The organism is Sphingomonas sp. Leaf17, assembly GCF_001421505.1.
Taxonomy (GTDB): domain Bacteria; phylum Pseudomonadota; class Alphaproteobacteria; order Sphingomonadales; family Sphingomonadaceae; genus Sphingomonas.
In genome coordinates this window covers 216,028-234,465 of record NZ_LMKL01000008.1, presented here as the reverse complement: position 1 = coordinate 234,465, position 18,438 = coordinate 216,028, and the positions used below count along the sequence as shown (strand labels likewise).

Annotated in this window: 15 protein-coding genes; 11 read left to right on the top strand and 4 right to left on the bottom strand. The window is 67.1% G+C overall.

Annotation, left to right across the window (positions count from 1 at the left end):
- The first annotated feature begins 22 nt into the window (after positions 1-22).
- Complete coding sequence (locus ASE75_RS13160) at positions 23-2,329, top strand: GH92 family glycosyl hydrolase (protein WP_055934295.1); 2,307 nt, start codon at positions 23-25, stop codon at positions 2,327-2,329.
- A 193-nt stretch (positions 2,330-2,522) separates the two neighbouring features.
- Here the strand turns inward: ASE75_RS13160 and ASE75_RS16070 are convergent, their stop codons facing one another.
- Positions 2,523-2,729: a hypothetical protein gene (locus ASE75_RS16070; protein ID WP_156340471.1), complete on the bottom strand. Its 207-nt coding sequence runs from the start codon at positions 2,727-2,729 to the stop codon at positions 2,523-2,525.
- Positions 2,730-2,895: 166 nt separating this feature from the next.
- Between ASE75_RS16070 and ASE75_RS13150 the strand changes: the two genes are divergently transcribed.
- Entirely contained in the window at positions 2,896-4,878 is a 1,983-nt protein-coding gene (locus ASE75_RS13150; RefSeq protein WP_055934289.1) for a hypothetical protein, read from the top strand.
- Positions 4,879-4,889: 11 nt separating this feature from the next.
- Here the strand turns inward: ASE75_RS13150 and ASE75_RS13145 are convergent, their stop codons facing one another.
- Complete coding sequence (locus ASE75_RS13145; RefSeq protein ID WP_055934286.1) at positions 4,890-6,296, bottom strand: helix-turn-helix domain-containing protein; 1,407 nt, start codon at positions 6,294-6,296, stop codon at positions 4,890-4,892.
- Positions 6,297-6,404: 108 nt separating this feature from the next.
- Here ASE75_RS13145 and ASE75_RS13140 point away from each other — a divergent pair, with 108 nt between their 5' ends.
- The 9 genes from ASE75_RS13140 (at position 6,405) to ASE75_RS15220 (ending at position 16,757) form a co-directional block, all read left to right on the top strand.
- A complete protein-coding gene (locus ASE75_RS13140) occupies positions 6,405-7,928 on the top strand; it encodes an acyl-CoA carboxylase subunit beta (protein WP_055934283.1) in 1,524 nt (507 codons plus the stop codon).
- Positions 7,925-8,467: a hypothetical protein gene (locus tag ASE75_RS15590; protein ID WP_156340469.1), complete on the top strand. Its 543-nt coding sequence runs from the start codon at positions 7,925-7,927 to the stop codon at positions 8,465-8,467. The genes ASE75_RS13140 and ASE75_RS15590 overlap by 4 nt, the downstream gene beginning before the upstream one ends.
- A complete protein-coding gene (gene mce, locus ASE75_RS13135) occupies positions 8,464-8,883 on the top strand; it encodes a methylmalonyl-CoA epimerase (RefSeq protein WP_055934280.1) in 420 nt (139 codons plus the stop codon). The genes ASE75_RS15590 and mce overlap by 4 nt, the downstream gene beginning before the upstream one ends.
- Before the next feature lie 118 nt (positions 8,884-9,001).
- A complete protein-coding gene (locus tag ASE75_RS13130; RefSeq protein WP_055934277.1) occupies positions 9,002-9,787 on the top strand; it encodes an enoyl-CoA hydratase-related protein in 786 nt (261 codons plus the stop codon).
- A gap of 129 nt (positions 9,788-9,916) precedes the next feature.
- On the top strand, positions 9,917-12,055 hold the full coding sequence (gene scpA / locus ASE75_RS13125; RefSeq protein WP_055934273.1) for a methylmalonyl-CoA mutase: 2,139 nt from the start codon (positions 9,917-9,919) through the stop codon (positions 12,053-12,055).
- On the top strand, positions 12,052-13,107 hold the full coding sequence (gene bioB, locus ASE75_RS13120; protein ID WP_082463976.1) for a biotin synthase BioB: 1,056 nt from the start codon (positions 12,052-12,054) through the stop codon (positions 13,105-13,107). Before scpA ends, bioB begins: the two co-directional genes overlap by 4 nt.
- The gene (locus ASE75_RS13115; RefSeq protein ID WP_055934270.1) at positions 13,098-13,469 is read left to right on the top strand and encodes a lysozyme inhibitor LprI family protein; all 372 of its coding nucleotides are present in this window, start codon (positions 13,098-13,100) and stop codon (positions 13,467-13,469) included. Before bioB ends, ASE75_RS13115 begins: the two co-directional genes overlap by 10 nt.
- Positions 13,470-13,841: 372 nt before the next feature.
- Positions 13,842-15,944, top strand: a complete 2,103-nt coding sequence (locus tag ASE75_RS13105) for an acetyl-CoA carboxylase biotin carboxylase subunit (protein WP_055934266.1) — start codon at positions 13,842-13,844, stop codon at positions 15,942-15,944.
- A 21-nt stretch (positions 15,945-15,965) separates the two neighbouring features.
- Complete coding sequence (locus tag ASE75_RS15220) at positions 15,966-16,757, top strand: abortive infection family protein (protein WP_082463975.1); 792 nt, start codon at positions 15,966-15,968, stop codon at positions 16,755-16,757.
- Positions 16,758-16,900: 143 nt separating this feature from the next.
- On the opposite strand, the gene ASE75_RS13100 is transcribed toward ASE75_RS15220, so the two are convergent.
- Together ASE75_RS13100 and ASE75_RS13095 are read right to left on the bottom strand one after the other, a co-directional pair.
- On the bottom strand, positions 16,901-17,470 hold the full coding sequence (locus ASE75_RS13100; protein WP_055934264.1) for a nucleotidyltransferase family protein: 570 nt from the start codon (positions 17,468-17,470) through the stop codon (positions 16,901-16,903).
- Positions 17,457-18,380 carry an XdhC family protein gene (locus tag ASE75_RS13095; protein ID WP_055934262.1) on the bottom strand — a complete coding sequence of 308 codons (924 nt, stop codon included), beginning with the start codon at positions 18,378-18,380 and terminating at the stop codon, positions 17,457-17,459. Before ASE75_RS13095 ends, ASE75_RS13100 begins: the two co-directional genes overlap by 14 nt.
- Positions 18,381-18,438: the final 58 nt, after the last annotated feature.

The following is an 18,438-nucleotide window of genomic DNA, read 5'->3' as shown; positions in this document are numbered from 1 at the left end:
ACAGAAAGTCAGGAAGCCGACCATGACCAACCCCACCCGCCGCGCGCTCCTGTCCGGCACCGGTCTCGCCATCGTCGCCTCCAGCGTTTCCGGGCCGCTCGCGGGCGCCGCCCCGCGCCCACAGGCCGCCCGCGCCGACCTGTTCATCGGCACCGGCGGCGACGGCCATACCTATCCCGGCGCGGCGCTGCCGTTCGGCATGGTGCAGCTTGGCCCCGATACCGACACCGCGCGCTGGGCGACGTGTTCGGGGTATCACAAGGGCGACGGCTCGATCATGGGCTTCTCGCACACCCATCTGTCGGGCACCGGCATCGGCGACATGCTCGACGTGCTGGTCGTGCCGACGCGCGGGGCGGTGCAGTTGCAGCCCGGCCCGCTCGACGAACCCGACAAGGGCTATCGCCAGCGCTACAGCGCCGAACTGGCCGAACCCGGCTATTACCGCGTCGCGCTGGAATCCGGCGTTCGCGCCGAACTGACGGTGGGCGAGCGTACCGGCTGGCACCGCTACACCTTCCCGGCCGGCCCCGGCCACATCCTGATCGACCTGTCGCATCTGGTGATGGAGGGACCGAACGCCCCGCCGCTGATGGACGACGCCAGCCTGACCATCGACGCCGACGGCACGCTGACCGGTGGTCGCCGCGTGTTCCGCTGGGCCAAGGGTCGCCGCATCCACTTCGCGATGCAGTTGTCGCGCAAGCCCGACCGCATCGCCTTCTACGGTGATGACGACGCGCCCGCCGCCGCCGGCGCGACCGGGGTTACGGGCAAGCGGCTGAAGGCGGTGCTCCACTATGACGATGCCGGCGCGGCCCCGCTGCTGGTCCGCTGCGGCATTTCCGCGGTCGACGTGGCGGGTGCGCGCGCGAACCTGAAGGCGGAAGGCACCGACTGGAACTTCGACCGCCGCCGCACCGCCGCCGCCAAAATCTGGGCCGACCACCTCGGCACCGTCAAGGTCAGCGGCGGCACGCCGGACCAGCGCACGATCATGGCCAGCGCGGTCTATCACAGCCTGCTCGCGCCGACGCTGTTCTCCGACGTCGATGGCCGTTACGTCGGCCTGGACCGCAAGGCGCACAGGCTGGAGGGGAAGGGTAGGGCCTACAGCACCTATTCGCTCTGGGACACCTATCGCGCGCTGCACCCGCTGCTGACCCTGATCCAGCTGGCGCGGGCGCAGGAACTGGTCGCCGACCTGATCCGCCAGACGCAGCAAAGTCCGTTCGGCCCGCCCGTCTGGCCGTTGCAGGGGGTGGAGACCGGCTGCATGATCGGCTGGCACGCGGTGCCGGTGCTGGCCGAGGCGCGGGCGAAGGGTATCCCCGCCGACTATGCCGCTGCCTGGCCCGGCATCGCGAAACGCTCGTTCGACTTCACCACGCCCGACCTCGACAACAGCCGCGGCATCCGCCCCTATGACGAAAAGGGCTATGTGCCCGCCGACACGGTGTTCGAAAGCGTCTCGCGCACGCTGGAATATGCGTATGACGATTACGCCTCCGCCCACATCGCCGACGTGGCCGGGGCCACGGCGGACGCCGCGCGGTTGCGGAAGCGGTCGGGCAACTGGCGCAATGTGTTCGACGCCTCGATCGGCTTTGCGCGGCCCCGCCTGTCGGATGGCACATGGACCGCGCCCTATGATCCGATCCAGCTCGGCCATTCGAAGAAGTGGCGCGATTATACCGAGAGCAATGGCTGGCAGGCGACGTTCCTGAACCAGCACGACATCCACGGCCTGATCGCGGCGATGGGCGGCGACGCGGCGTTCGAGGCGAAGCTCGACGCGCTGTTCGCCGCCCCCTCGACGCTGCCCGCCGACGCACCGCCCGACATTTCCGGGCTGGTCGGCCAGTACGCGCACGGCAACGAGCCGAGCCATCACGTCGCCTATATGTACGCCTATTGCGGCGCGCCGTGGAAGACGCAGGCCATGGTCCGCCGCCTGCTGACGACCATGTACAAGGCCGATCCCGACGGCATTATCGGCAACGACGACTGCGGCCAGATGAGCGCGTGGTTCATCCTCTCCGCGCTCGGCTTCTATCCGGTCGACCCGGTCAGCGCGACCTATGTCCTCGGCTCCCCCCTGTTCGACCGCGCCGAGGTGAAGGTCGGGGCCGGACGCACCCTGGTGGTCGAGGCGCGCGGCAACGCCCCCGACCGCCCCTATGTCCAGCGGGTGACGTGGAACGGGAAACCGTGGACGAAAAGCTGGATCGCCCATGCGGATCTGGTGAAGGGCGGCACGCTGGCGTTTGATATGGGGGCGACGCCGAACAGGACGTTCGGCGCGGCGAAAACGGACCGCCCGGCGTGAGGGAGGACAACGCAATTCCTCCCCAGGATGGGGAGGGGGACCGCCGGCGTAGCCGGTGGTGGAGGGGGAGCGCCACAGGAGATGTCGTTTGTGGCGCTCCCCCTCCACCATGCTGCGCATGGTCCCCCTCCCCGTGCCGGGGAGGAATTATACTCGCTCTCGCCCTCCTCGCCACCCCAGCCGCCGCCCACAACTACGCGACCACCTGCATCGCCGCCGCCCCGAGTGACCCCGCCGCGACCCTGCTCGCCACCCGCCTCGCCGAGCGGACGACCATCATCCCCCCGACCGATCCCCGGCACAGGGCGAGGTCCGGTCCCGCGCTGTCTGGCCCCGAAACCGCCCCACCGCCAAAGATCGGTGAATGCGGCACCGCCACCACCCGCATCGTCCTCGCCACGCCCGCACAGGTCGCAAGCCTGCTCTCCGCGCCCTTACGCGCCGCATGGGCCAAAACCCGCCCCACCCGCCAGCCAGCGGAAGGTTTCGCCGTCCGCACCCTAACCGCCGGCCCCACCCACGCGCTGGTCCTGAGCGCGCCCACCGTCCGCGCGCGCACTTACGCCGTGGGCTGGTTCCTCCGATCCGCGCAAGGCACGACGCTCGACCCACCGACGCGCCTCGACGACGCTCCCACGCAAGCCATCCGCGCGACCCAGATCGGTTACCGCTACAAGAACAACACCTACGACGCGTGGGATCTGCCGCGCTTCCGCCGCCGGATCGAGGATTTCGCGCTGTTCGGCGCGAACCGGATCCAGCTCATCGCGCCCGTCTCCGACGACGTGGCGACCAGTCCGCTTTTCCCCGCACCGCCACTGCCGACGTTGCAGGGTATCGCAAGGATCGCCGCGACCTATGGCCTTGACGTCGCGCTTTATTACCCGCTGGTCGGCGATTACGACAAAGTGGGCGCGACGGCGGCCGAACTCGCCCGCTTTGCCGCGCTGGTGAAGGCGCTGCCCCGGATCGACGCGCTCTACGTTCCCGGCGGCGACCCCGGCCACACCGCGCCCGACCGGCTGTTCCCGATCGTCGCCCGCGCCGCCACGACCCTGCGCCGCCGCTTCCCGAAGGCGGAGGTGCTGGTCTCGACGCAAGGGTTCGACGCCGCCGGCCTGACCGCCTTCTACGCCCAACTCGCGCGGCACCCCCGCTGGCTGACCGGCGTCTTCGTCGGACCCCAGACCCGTGATCCGCTCGACGTGCAGCGTCGCCGCATCCCAACGCGCTACCCACTCGAACTCTACCCCGACATCGGCCACACGATGCACGCGCAATTCCCGGTGCCTGAATGGCACCCCGCCTTCGCGCTGACGCAGGGCCGCGAGCCGATCAACCCGCGCCCGGACGGCTACGCCACCATCTTCGGCCACTTCGCCGGCGCAACCCGCGGCTTCGTCACCTATTCCGAAGGGGTGAACGACGACCTGAACCAATTGCTCTGGTTTCGCTTCGGCTGGCAGGGGACGCCCGATCCGCACACCGCCGTCGCCGATTACGCCCGCATGTTCGTCGGCGACCCCGCCTTCGCCGCCACCCAGTTCGCGCTGGAGGCCAGTTGGAGGGGCGACCCCAGCCTCAACCCCGGCATCGACGCGACGCTCGCGGCACTAGACGCGATCCGCCCCGCGCCCTGGGCCGACTGGCGGCTCGACATGGCGAAGTATCGCGGCGTGTACGACGCGCTCGTCCGCCGCCGGCTGGCCCGCGCGAAGGACAATCAGGCAACCGCGCTCTACGATCTGCGCTTCGCGCCCGCCGTGGGGGCGGAGGCCGCCGCCGCTGACGCGCGCTTCGCCTATGCGCAAGGCGACGACGACGCCATCACGATCGCCCTGCGCCTGCGCCTGTCCGCGCTCGCCGACCGCCTGTGGCAGTCGGTCCGGCTCCAGACCAGCGTCGCCAGATACGGCGCGTCGAACTGGGAGCGCGGGGCCAATCTCGACCGTGCCGACGTGGAACTGAACGACCGCACCGCTGTCGAACGCGACATCGCCGCGGCCCTCGCACTGCCCGACGAGACCGCCCGCCGCACCGCGCTGGCCGCGATCGGCGATCCCTGGCGGCAGCGCGACGGCGCGCTCTACGACGACCTCGGCGACCCCGCCAACGAACCGCATCTGGTGCGCGGGAGCGGCTTCGCGTCGGACCCGCAGATGTACGCCACCGCGATCGACGGTATCGCCGACCGCCTGCCCGACGACGGCTGGCGCATGGCGGACATCAGCTATGCCGAAACGCTCTATGACGCGCCGATCCGGCTGCGTTACGTCGGCCTCGACCGTACCCGCCGCTACCGTCTCGTCGCGACCTATGCGGGGGAGGATTACGCCCTGCCGATGCGCCTCGTCGCCAATGGCGCGGTCGAACTCCACGCGCCCATGGCGCGCACGACCAATCCGATGACGGTGGAAATCGCGCTCCCGCCGGCGACGACCGCCAGCGGCACGCTCGACCTCGCCTGGACCCGCCCGCCTGGCGTCGGCGGCGGCGGGCGCGGCCATCAGGTGGCGCAGGTCTGGCTGATCCCGGAGCTGCGGCCCTAGCGCCCGGCCCTTCACACCACCCGGTACGGCACCACGTCGCGCCGGTCGGTATCGACCGTGATATGCCGGTCGGCGGGCGGAAACGCGCGCTGGTCGCAATCGTCGCGCGGGCACAGGCGGCAGGATATGCCGATCATCGTCGGCACCGCTGCCGTGTCGATCACGTCGGCATAGACGAAATCGCCCGCATTCTCCATCTCGCAGCCCAGCAGCACGGCGTAGCGGCGCGGGTTGCGGGTGAAGCGGCCCGACGGCTTCACCAGCCCCTTGGCCATCGACACATAACGCACGCCGTCGGGCGTCTGCGATTGCTGCACCTGGATCCGGTCGGGGATCGCCACCGCCTCGTGCACGATCCACAAGGGACACGCGCCGCCGAAGCGCGCGAACTGCAACCGCGTCGCCGAATGGCGCTTGGTGATGTTGCCGGCCATGTCGACCCGGCAGAAATAGAAGGGGATCCCCGCCGCCGCCGGACGTTGCAGCGTCGACAGCCGGTGGCACGCCTGTTCGAAACTGACCCCGAAGCGCCGCGACAGCCGGTCGATATCGTGCCGCACCACCCGCGCCGCATCGCGAAACGCGGTGTACGGCATGGTCAGCGCACCCGCCGCATAATTGGCCAGCCCGACCTGCAACAGCCGTCGCGCCTCCTCGCTGCCCAGCGGGGCCACGCGCACCAGCGCGTCGATCGTGTCGGCAAACGCGATCGCCCCCAGCCGGTGGGCGATCAGGAACCGTCGCGATTCCGCCGTCAGCGTCGATTTCAGCACCAGCAGGCCGTGTTCGGTATCGACCCGGGCCAGCGGCGCGTCCTCGTCCGCGTCGCGCGCCAGCGTCAGGCCGCGCGCGTGCAGCGCCTCGACCAGCGCCGCCTCGTCGGGCAACGGCGACCCGATCTCGGCGGCCAGCGCCTCGGCCGCGCGGTCCAGGTCGTCGACATAATTGCCCGCCTCGTGAAACCAGTCGCGCACATCCTCCCACGGCAGACGCGCGGCCGATCCCGCGACCATCGTTTCCTCGGCGATCTGCAACCGTTCCTCGGCCGCGCGCATCGCCCGGTGCATCGCGACGATCCGGTCGGCGACCTCGGGCCGTTCCTCCGCCAGCTTCGCAATCGTTTCGGGTGGCAGCGCGCCGGCCAGCGACGGATCGGCCAGCGCGGCGCTCAGCGCGGCCAGCCGCCGGGCCGGGCCTTCGCCCTCGATCATCGCCAGCGTGGCCGGATGATGGCGGCCAAGGGCGGCCAGCACGCTGGTCGTCAGCGGCCGTTCCCCGCTTTCCAGCTGTGATAAATAGCTGACCGATATGCCCAATTTTGCGGCCATCATCCGCTGGTTCAGGCCGCCGGCATGGCGCAGCGCGCGCAGGTTCTCACCGGCATAGATTCGGGTGCGGGGCGGGGATCGTTCGGCCATGCCGCCTTCGATACTTCGCAAAATCATCCTTCGCAACTTCACAACTTCACAGTTGCCCGTCGTTCATCGACGGTGCAGGGGGGCTTCACCGCGCCGGGAGGATGCAACGTGTCGACGACCACAGAGCTCGCGACGAAGCGCGCGGCAGCCCGAGCAGGGGGCGGCGATAAGCGTATCGCCGCCCAGCACGCCAAGGGAAAACTCACCGCCCGCGAACGCCTCGACATCCTGCTCGATCAGGATTCGTTCGAGGAACTCGACATGTTCGTGGAACATGACTGTGTCGATTTCGGCATGGCGGAGCAGAAGATTCCGGGTGACGGCGTCGTCACCGGATCGGGCACGATCAACGGTCGCCTTGTCTTTGTCTTTTCGCAGGATTTCACCGTGTTCGGCGGCTCGCTGTCCGCCGCCCATGCGCGCAAGATCTGCAAGGTCATGGACATGGCGATGAAGGTCGGCGCGCCGATCATCGGCCTGAACGACAGCGGCGGCGCGCGGATTCAGGAGGGTGTAGCAAGCCTTGGCGGCTATGCCGACGTATTCCAGCGCAACGTGCTCGCCAGCGGCGTCATTCCGCAGCTCAGCCTCATCATGGGGCCGTGCGCGGGCGGCGCGGTCTATTCGCCGGCGATGACCGACTTCATTTTCATGGTGAAGGATTCGTCCTACATGTTCGTCACCGGCCCCGACGTGGTGAAGACCGTCACCAACGAGGTCGTGACCCAGGAGGCGCTTGGCGGCGCGATCACCCACACGACCAAGACGAGCGTCGCCGACAATGCGTTCGAGAACGACATCGAAACGCTGCTCGCCGCGCGTGATTTCATTGATTTCCTGCCCGCCTCGAACCGGGACGGCGTGCCCGAACGGCCGACCGCCGACGATTGGGACAGGCAGGAGGACAGCCTCGACACGCTGATCCCGGCCTCGGCCAACCAGCCGTATGACATGCACGAACTGATCCGGAAGGTCGTCGACGAGGCCGATTTCTTCGAGACGCAGCCCGCCCATGCCGCCAACATCATCACCGGCTTCGGCCGGATCGAGGGGCGGACCGTCGGCTTCGTCGCGAACCAGCCGATGGTGCTGGCCGGTGTGCTCGATATCAACGCGTCGAAAAAGGCGGCGCGTTTCGTCCGCTTCTGTGACGCGTTCGACATCCCCATCGTCACCTTCGTCGACGTCCCCGGCTTCCTGCCCGGCACGTCGCAGGAGCTGGGCGGCATCATCAAGCACGGCGCGAAACTGCTGTTCGCGTACGGCGAGGCGACCGTGCCGAAAATTACCGTCATCACGCGGAAGGCCTATGGCGGCGCCTACGACGTGATGGCCTCCAAGCATTTGCGCGGCGACCTCAACTACGCCTGGCCCACCGCCGAAATCGCGGTGATGGGGGCCAAGGGCGCGGTCGAGATCATCTTCCGGGGCAAGACGCCCGAGGAAATCGCCGAACGCACCGCCGAATACGAGGCCCGCTTCGCCAACCCCTTCGTCGCCGCCTCCAAGGGCTTCATCGACGAGGTCATCCAGCCCCACTCCACCCGGCGGCGTATCGCGCTGGGCCTGCGGAAGCTACGCGGCAAACAGCTGGAAAACCCGTGGAAGAAGCATGACAACATCCCGCTATGATTGCGCGTGATTGGATTGCCTTAATTGGCGTATTAGCAAGCCTAACGACACCTGCTGCGCTCGCAATTATTGGTTTTAAGCTTAATAAGCGTCCGAAGCATTTTGAGCGGTCACTCGACGAGCAGAAGCGCACGAGTGAAACAAGGTTTCAGCTATACAAAGATATAGGTTTTAAACTGAACGATATATATTCGTATTTTCTTTATGTCGGGTCGTGGAAAGATCATACGCCGGCAGATGTAATAGTGCGTAAGCGTGAATTAGATAGACATGTGTACACATATAGGCCGGTATTTAGTGCGGAATTCAACAAGCAATATGATCGATTCATATCAGCTTGTTTTTCAATGTTTGGGGGTTGGGGAAAAGATGCTTCGTTGAGGACATTTTCAATGTACCGCAAGGAGGGCGGAGATGATAATTGGTCTGATTGTTTTACGCAGGAAGACAACTGTACCGAAATAATGGCGGCTTACAAGAAGTTGCTCAGCAGCTTGGCTAGTGATTTGAACATGAAAAAGAGCGATTTTAGGTTGTGACCCTAGGCCGCCTCAACCACATCGGCATCGCAACGCCGTCTATCGCGCAGTCGATCGAAACCTACCGCACCCTGTTTGGCGCGACCGTGATCGGCGAGCCGTTCGACCTGCCGGCGCAGGGCGTGAAGGTGTGTTTCATCGACGCGCCCAATACCCAGATCGAGCTGATCGAACCCTATGACGACGCCTCGCCGATCGCCGGTTTCCTGCGCAAGAACCCCGCCGGCGGCCAGCATCACGTCTGTTTCGAGGTGCCCGATATCACCGCCGCCGTCGCCGACCTGACGGCGAAGGGCGCGACGATCCTGGGGCAACCCCGCATCGGCGCGCACGGCACGCCGATCGTCTTCGTCCACCCCAAGGACTTCGGCGGGGTGCTGGTCGAACTGATGGAAACGCCGGGGGACGGGCACTGACGCCATCCGCCGTGTTCCTGCGTACGCAGGAACCCAGGGTTTCGGGCGTTGCCCTATGCGGCACTGGATTCCTGCGTGCGCAGGTACACGGGTGGCCGCTGGAACAAGGAATTACGACGTGACCGACTACCAGACCATCCTGACCGAGCGGCACGGCGACGTGCTGGTGGTAACCCTCAACCGCCCGGACCGGCTGAACGCCGCGTCGCTCGACATGGCGGGCGAGATCACCGCCGCGCTCGCCGATCTGGACGGCGCGCGCGCGGTCGTCCTCACCGGCGCGGGCCGCGCCTTCTGTTCGGGCGCGGACTTGCAATCGCGTGGGGGTGGCGGGGGCACGCAGGGTGAGGCCAGCCACGCCGCGCTGACCGACCATTACAACCCGCTGATGCTGGCCATCGCCGACCTGCCCGTGCCCGTCGTCACCGCGGTCAACGGCCCGGCCGCCGGGATCGGCTGTTCGATCGCGCTGGCCGCGGATTTCGCGGTCGCCGCGCGCTCGGCCTATTTCCTCCAGGCGTTCGTCAATATCGGCCTCGTCCCCGACGGTGGCGCGTCGTGGATGCTGCCGCGCCTGATCGGCAAGGCGCGCGCGACGCAGATGATGATGCTCGGCGAGAAGATCGACGCGGCAACGGCGCAAGGCTGGGGCCTGATCTACGCCTGCGTCGACGATGCCGCGTTGCTCGCCACCGCGATGGAACTCGCCCACCGTCTTGCCGCCGGCCCGACGCTGGCGCTCGGCATCATGCGCGCGAACCTGAAGGCCGCGCTCGACAGCGACTATCCGACCGCGCTGGCCCGCGAAGCCGACGGCCAGCGTCGTGCCGCCGACAGCGCCGATGCGGTCGAGGGCGGGGTGGCCTTCCTGCAGAAACGCAAAGCCGCGTTCACGGGCCGATGATGATCCGTGTGTGCACCACCCCGGCGAAGGCCGGGGCCCCATATCGATGCGCGATGTTGGCGGATGCCGTCCTGCATTGCGACGACCCCGGCACTTGGACCCCGGCTTTCGCCGGGGAGGTACGATAGTATGACTGATAAACCGACCCCCGACGACTGGGCGCGCCTCGCCGCGAAGGAAACGAAGAACGCTGACCTCACCTGGGCGACGCCGGAGGGGATTGCGGTCAAGCCGCTCTACACGCCTGAGGACGTGACCACCGACCCCGGCCTGCCCGGTTTCGCGCCGTTCACCCGCGGCGTCCGCGCGTCGATGTATGCCGGCCGCCCCTGGACCATCCGCCAGTATGCCGGCTTTTCCACCGCAGAGGCGTCCAACGCCTTCTACCGCCGCAATCTGGCGGCGGGGCAGAAGGGCCTGAGCGTCGCGTTCGATCTCGCCACCCACCGTGGGTACGACAGCGACCACCCCCGCGTCACCGGCGATGTCGGCAAGGCGGGCGTGGCGATCGACAGCGTCGAGGACATGAAGATCCTGTTCGACGGCATCCCGCTCGATCAGATGAGCGTCAGCATGACGATGAACGGCGCGGTCATCCCGATCCTCGCCTTCTTCATCGTCGCAGGGGAAGAACAGGGCGTGCCGCGCGCGCTGCTCGACGGGACCATCCAGAACGACATCCTCAAGGAGTTCATGGTCCGCAACACCTACATCTACCCGCCCGAACCAAGCATGCGGATCATCTCGGACATCTTCGGCTACACGTCGCGCGAGATGCCCAAGTTCAACAGCATCTCGATCAGCGGCTATCACATGCAGGAGGCCGGCGCGACGCAGCTCCACGAACTGGCCTTCACCATCGCCGACGGCATGGAATATGTGAAATACGGCGTCGCATCCGGCCTCGACATCGACAAGTTCGCCGGCCGCCTGTCGTTCTTCTTCGCGATCGGCATGAACTTCTTCATGGAGATCGCCAAGCTGCGCGCCGCGCGCGTCCTGTGGCACCGCGCGATGACGCAGCTGGGCGCGCAGGACGAGCGGTCGAAGATGCTGCGCACCCACTGCCAGACCAGCGGCGTCTCGCTGACCGAGCAGGACCCGTACAACAACGTCATGCGCACCACGATCGAGGCGATGGCGGCGATGCTGGGCGGCACCCAGTCGCTGCACACCAACGCGCTCGACGAGGCGATCGCGCTGCCCACCGACTTCTCCGCCCGCATCGCCCGCAACACGCAGATCGTGATCCAGGAAGAAACGGGGATGACGAAGGTCGTCGATCCGCTGGGCGGCAGCTATTATGTCGAGAGCCTGACGCAATCGCTGGTCGACGGCGCATGGGAGTTGATCGAGCGCATCCAGTCGGAGGGCGGCATGGCCAAGGCGGTCGCCGCCGGCTGGCCCAAGGCGATGATCGAGGAGGCCGCCGCCGGTCGCCAGGCGCGCGTCGATCGCGGTGAGGACGTCATCGTCGGCGTCAACAAGTACATGCTCGCCGAACAGGACGCGATCGAGATCCTCGACGTCGATAATGTCGCTGTCCGCGCCGGCCAGATCGAACGGATTGCGCGCGTGAAGGCGACGCGCGACGAAACCGCCTGCCGCGCCGCGCTCGATGCCCTGCGCGAGGGAGCAAGGGGCACCGACAACCTCCTCGCGCTCGCCGTCGACTGCGCCCGCGCCCGCGCCACCCTGGGCGAAATCTCGTCGGCGATGGAGGACGTGTTCGGCCGCTACGGCACGCAGCCGACGCCGGTGTCCGGCATCTACGGCGGCGCGTACACCGACGACGCGCGCTGGACCCGCCTGACCGACGGCGTCGCCGCGACCGAACGCCGGATGGGCCGCAAGCCCCGGATGCTCGTCGCCAAGATGGGGCAGGACGGGCATGATCGCGGCGCGAACCTCGTCTCCTCGATGTTCGGCGATCTGGGGTTCGAGATCGTGCCGGGGCCGCTGTTCCAGACGCCCTCCGAAGCCGCCGCGCTCGCGGTCGACAGCGATGTCGACATCGTCGGCGCGTCCAGCCTTGCGGCGGGGCACAAGTCGCTGATCCCCGAACTGATCGGCCACCTGCGCGACGCAGGGCGCAGCGACATCAAGGTCATCGCCGGCGGCGTCATCCCCGCGCAGGATTACCAGATCCTGCGCGACGCCGGCGTACAGGCGATCTTCGGTCCCGGCACCAATCTGGTCGAAGCCGCCGGAGAAGTGCTACGGCTGCTCGGGCACAACATGCCTCCCGAAACGGATACCGAAGAATGACCGATACCCTCGTCCGCGCAGCGGCACCCGCGCCAGTCCCGCAGGCGCGCGCCACGACGCGCACCGACTGGACCCGCGCCGAAATCGCCGCGCTGTTCGACCTGCCCTTCGACGACCTGATGTTCCGCGCGCAGACGATCCACCGCGCGCACCACGCGGCGGGGCAGGTCCAGCTCTGCACGCTCCTGTCGATCAAGACCGGCGGCTGCCCGGAGGATTGCGGCTATTGCTCGCAGTCGGCCAGCGCGGATACCAGGCTGAAGGCCGAAAAGCTGATGGACGTCGACGCCGTCCTCGCCAGCGCGGCGGAGGCCAAGGCCGCCGGATCGCAGCGTTTCTGCATGGGTGCCGCGTGGCGCAACCCCAAGCCGCGCGACATGCCCGCCGTCGTCGCGATGGTCGAGGGCTTGAAGGCGATGGGTCTGGAAACCTGCATGACGCTCGGCATGCTCGACGCGGGGCAGGCGGCACAGCTCGCCGACGCCGGCCTCGATTACTACAACCACAATATCGACACCGCGCCCGAGAATTACGCCAACGTTATCACCACGCGCACCTTCGACGACCGGCTCGACACGCTGGCGCATGTCCGTGACGCCGGGATCAACGTGTGCTGCGGCGGCATCGTCGGCATGGGCGAGACGCGCGAGACCCGCGTCGGCTTCGTCCATGCGCTCGCCACGCTGCCGCGCCATCCCGAAAGCGTCCCCGTCAACGCGCTGGTCCCGGTGCGCGGTACGCCGATCGGCGACATGCTGGCCGACACGCCGATGGGGAAAATCGACGATATCGAGTTCGTCCGGACGGTCGCCGTGTCGCGAATCACCATGCCGCTCAGCATGGTCCGCCTGTCGGCGGGGCGCGAGAGCATGTCCGACGCGACGCAGGCCCTATGCTTCATGGCCGGTGCGAACTCGATCTTCACCGGCGACAAGCTGCTGACCACCGGCAACGCCGGCGGCGGCGCGGACGCCGCCCTGTTCACCAAGCTCGGGCTGGTGCCGATGGACGGCCCCGAACCGATGCGGATCAAGGAAAAGTCATGCTGCTGACCATCCTGCTGCTGGCCGCCACGCCGGGCTGCAACGCCCCGCGCAGCCAGGCGGCGATGAACAGTTGCGCCGGGCTGGAGTACCGGGCGGCCGACGCGGCGATGACCGCGCAGTGGAAGCGTACCTATGCGTACATGAAGGGCCGCGACGCGCAGGACACCTCGCGCGGCGGCGGCTTCGGCTACGCCGCCGCCACGCTCGCCAGCCAGCGCGCGTGGCTGGCGTACCGCGATGCGCAGTGCGTGATCGCCGGCGCGGAATATAGCGGCGGCTCGATCGAACCGATGACCCAGTCCCGCTGCAAGACCGCACTGACGAAGCTGCGCACCACGGAACTGAAATCGCTGATCTGGCGCCGGTGACACGCCTCCACGCCACTCCTTCACCGTTCCCCGGCGAAGGCCGGGGCCCAGTCGGGAGAGCGGATGCGGCGACGTGGATTGCGTCGTCACAACCCGCCCGCAACTGGACCCCGGCCTTCGCCGGGGAAGATGATGTAAGTGCATCATGAAAGCATGGCATCCGCTGATGCTATCGCTCGTATTGATGAGCGTGATCTACTGGATCGCAGCCGCTTTTGGTTTTTTTCTTTTGGCGCTTCGTAGCTGCGGAATGGCTCCCGATAGCGTTGAAATGTGTGATCTCACGCCGATCAGAATCTACGTTGCTGTAGCTCTGATCGGGTACGTTGGGTGGGCTGCGCCGATATCCTTTAGATTTTTGAGGTTTCGCTAGTGTTCAAGAAAATCCTCGTCGCCAACCGTGGTGAAATCGCCTGCCGCGTCATGCGCACGGCCCGGAAAATGGGCATCGCCACCGTCGCGGTCTACTCGGACGCTGACGCGCGCAGCCCCCACGTCCTGCTGGCCGACGAGGCGGTTCGCCTAGGCCCCGCACCGGCGGCGGAAAGCTATCTCAACCCCGACCTGATCCTGCTGGCGGCGAAGGAAACCGGCGCGGACTGCATCCATCCCGGCTACGGCTTCCTGTCGGAGCGCGAGAGCTTCGCCCGCGCCTGCGCCGACGCCGGCATCGCCTTCGTCGGGCCACCGCCCAAAGCCATCGCCGCGATGGGCGACAAGATCGAGTCCAAGAAACTGGCGAAGGCGGCGGGCGTCAGCGTCGTTCCCGGCTTCGTCGGCGAGATCGACGACACCGACCACGCGGTCCGCATCGCATCGGAGATCGGCTATCCGGTGATGATGAAGGCCAGCGCCGGCGGCGGCGGCAAGGGCATGCGTCTGGCGTACAGCGAACAGGACGTCCGCGAGGGCTTCGACGCGACCAAGCGCGAGGGGCTGGCCAGCTTTGGCGACGACCGCGTCTTCCTCGAAAAGTTCATCGAAAGCCCGCGCCACATCGAAATCCAGGTGATGGGCGACCAGCACGGCACCATCCTCTACCTCGGCGAGCGCGAATGCTCGATCCAGCGCCGCCACCAGAAGGTGGTCGAGGAAGCGCCATCGCCCTTCGTCACGCCCGAGATGCGCCGCGCGATGGGCGAGCAGGCCGTCGCGCTTGCCGCCGCCGTCGGCTATTACAGCGCCGGCACCGTCGAACTGATCGTCGGCGCGGACCGCAGCTTCTATTTCCTCGAAATGAACACCCGGTTGCAGGTCGAACACCCGGTCACCGAATGCATCACCGGCCTCGACCTTGTCGAGCTGATGATCCGCGTCGCCGCCGGCGAACCCTTGCCGCTGCGCCAGGATCAGGTCCGCCTCGACGGCTGGTCGGTCGAAACCCGCGTTTACGCCGAGGATCCGTATCGCGGCTTCCTCCCCAGCACCGGCCGGCTGGTGCGGTATAATCCGCCATCCCCCCTCCCGCCTGCGGGAGGGGCCGGGGGTGGGGACACGGCACCGTCGGGCGATCCGCTTATGGGTCAGGACTCCCCACCCCCGACCCCTCCCGCGAGCGGGAGGGGAGTGACCATCCGCGTCGACGACGGCGTGAACGAGGGTGGTGAGGTGTCGATGTTCTACGATCCCATGATCGCCAAGCTCATCACCCACGCCCCCACCCGCCTCGGCGCGATCGACGCGCAGATCGCGGCGCTCGACGCGTTCGAGATCGAGGGGCCGGGCAACAACATCGACTTCCTCTCCGCGCTGATGCAGCATCCGCGGTTCCGCGCCGGCACGATCACCACCGGCTTCATCGCCGAGGAATATCCCGACGGCTTCCACGGCGCGCCCGCGTCGCCCGAGCTGCTCCGCACGCTCGCCGCCGTCGCCGCCTTCGCCGCCACCGCGCAGGCCGACCGCGCGCGCCGCATCGACGGCCAGCTGGGGCGAAAACTCGCGCCGCCCTCCGACTGGATGGCGACCATCGGCAAGACCGATTACGCCGTCGCCGTCTCCACTGACGGCATCACCGTCGACGGCACGTCGCTCGATCTCGCCATGGAATACACCCCCGGCGACCGCCTGATCGAGGTCGAGACCCTGTACGACGAGGACGACGCGGACGGGGAGGGCACACCACCCCTCTCGATCCGGATCGCCCCAACCCGCCGCGGCTTCCGCCTGACGACGCACGGAGCCTCGCACGACGTCCGCGTCCTGCCCGCCCACGTCGCCCCGCACGCCCGCCACCAGATCGAAAAGATCCCGCCCGACCTGTCGAAGTTCCTCATCTGCCCCATGCCCGGCCTCCTCGTCCGCCTCGACGTCGCCGAAGGCGACGCGGTCGAAGCCGGCCAGCCCCTCGCCGTCGTCGAAGCCATGAAGATGGAAAACATCCTCCGCGCCGAAAAGACCGGACGGGTAAAGACGGTCAACGCCAAGCAGGGCGATAGCCTGGCAGTCGATGCGGTGATCCTGGAATTGGAGTGATGGTCGCGCTATAGAGCCGTAATGAGCTTCTTCAACCAGACTTCTGTCGTTGGTCTTGTCGACTTGCCGAGCAATAAACTTGAGCGGGCCATGACACTTCGTAATGGACTTGTCTCGCTCTGTGAGGGCGGTGCCAACATGGATGACTCTGTCTATCGCTTACTTCGGCGTGAGTTCATGGACGATCCTACGGTTTCGCATCTTGTTCCAGCTTTCGTTCGGACTACGCAAGATAAGGCGGCAATGTGGGCGTTTTTGAAAGGGCATAGCGGCCAGTGGGAGCCGCGACGCAAATATGTTCGGGAACAGTTCATGCCGCTAATTGACAGGCTCGAACGGAGTCCGGCGCCTGCCGATGCCATAGTAACCGATGCGCTTCAGCGGTTCGACGCTGAAGGCATCACTGACGCCTGGAACAAAGCGCTTTCTCGGCGCGAAGCCGATCCTGCTGGTGCGATTACGGCAGCACGGACCTTACTTGAAACCGTCTGCAAGCATCTTCTCGAAGATACCGATGGCAACGCCACCTATGGCCCTAGCGATGATTTGCCAAAACTGTATCGGCAAGCATCGGAACTGCTTAACATTGCACCCTCGCAACATTCGGAAGATGCGTTCAAGCGTATATTGGGTAGCGCAGCGAGCATCGTTGAAGGTCTAGGAACGTTGCGCAACAAGGTAGGCGATGCCCACGCTTCGGGCGGGCGGCCGGTCAAGCCAGCACCTCGACATGCGGCGTTAGCTGTGAACATGGCCGGAAGTATGGCATTGTTTTTGATCGAAACAGCCAATGCTAAGGGCATTGATGTATAGCAACTGGATCTCATGAAATTTGAAGAATTAAGCTTTCTTTTTAGTGACACATTGAGATGTGGCTCTTGGAAAGGCGGCTTTCTGCCAACCACAGACGCCGCAAACCGGCACAAATTGTCGCAGCTGTCGCCCGCCTAATCCACCTAACCAACAACCCGCGCCAGATCCCCCACCGTATCCACATCCACCAGCACGCCCGCGTTCGCCACCACATGCCGCGCAGCCCGGATCATCGCCCGTGCGCCGGCGTCCCCCTCCAGCGCCAGCAGCGCGTCGAACCGGTCCGCACCGAACAGCGCCGGCGGCATCGGCCGGACGCCGTCGCTCGACGCCACCACCGCGTCGCCGTCTTCCGCCGCCGCGAACAGCCGGGCGACATGCCCGGCGGTTACGCGCGGCATATCGGCTAGCACGATCAGCACCGCGTCTGCGCCCTCCGCCTTCGCCCGCGCCACGCCCAGCCGGATCGACCCAGCCATGCCGCTGGCCGCGTCGTCGTTGCGGATCACGCGGTAGCCGTGGGCGGCGAAGTCCAGCCGGCACCCGTCAACCACCGCGATCCGCGCGGCGAACGGCACATCCGCCAGCGCCGCGACGACGTGCAGCCCCAGCGGTCGCCCGCCGACGTCCGCCGCCAGCTTGTCCGCCGCCCCGAACCGCCGCGACGCGCCCGCCGCCAGCAGGATCAGCGCCGTCCGCTCAACCGCGACCATGGAACGCCGCGATCATCGCGGCGGCGATCGACAGCGCGATTTCGGACGGGCCGATCGCGCCGATGTCGATCCCGACCGGCCCGTCGATCCGGTCGATCGCGTCGGCGCCCACGCCCTGTTCGGCCAGCCGTTCGCGTCGCGCCGCATGGCTTCTGCGCGATCCCAGCGCGCCGACATAGGCCGCGTTCGACGCCAGTGCCGCGACCAGCGCGGGATCGTCGATCTTGATGTCGTGGCTCAGCGTCACCACCGCCGTCGCCGGTCCCGGCCGGTACGCGGCAACCGCTTCGTCCGGCCAGCGATCGTCCAGCGTCACGCCCGGAAACCGCTCCGCCGTCAGGAAGCGCGCGCGTGGGTCGATCACCACGGTCTCGATCCCCAGTTCACGCGCGAGTCCGGCCAGGCTCTGCGCGATCTGGACCGCGCCGACGATCAGCAGCCGGCGCGGCGGGTCATAGCGATTGACGAAGACCTCCCCCGTCTCGACCGGCCGCAAATCGCTGTGCCCGGTCGACAGGTCGGTCGTGACGGTCAGCGAGTCCCCCTGCGCGCGCGCCTCGGCGATCCGGTCGAACAGTTCGGGGTCGAACCCGTCCGCCGACACCGGCTGCACCATCACCGAGATCTTGCCTCCGCACGGCAAGCCGACCTCCCACGCCGCCGCATCCGCCACGCCGTAGTCGCGGACCTGGAACGGCGCGCCCGCGATCACCTCCGCCGCCACCGCCAGGATATCGCTTTCGACGCAGCCGCCCGACACCGATCCCTCGAACCGCCCATCGGCATGGACCAGCATGTGGCTGCCCTTCGGCCGCGGCGCGGACCCCCAGGTCGACACCACGGTCGCCAGCGCCAGCCGCTCACCCGTCCAGTTCCGTGCCGCCGCCAGGACGCTGTCATTCTCAGCCATATCGTCATCCTAAAGATCCTCCCCGTACGCGGGGAGGGGGACCATGCGCAGCATGGTG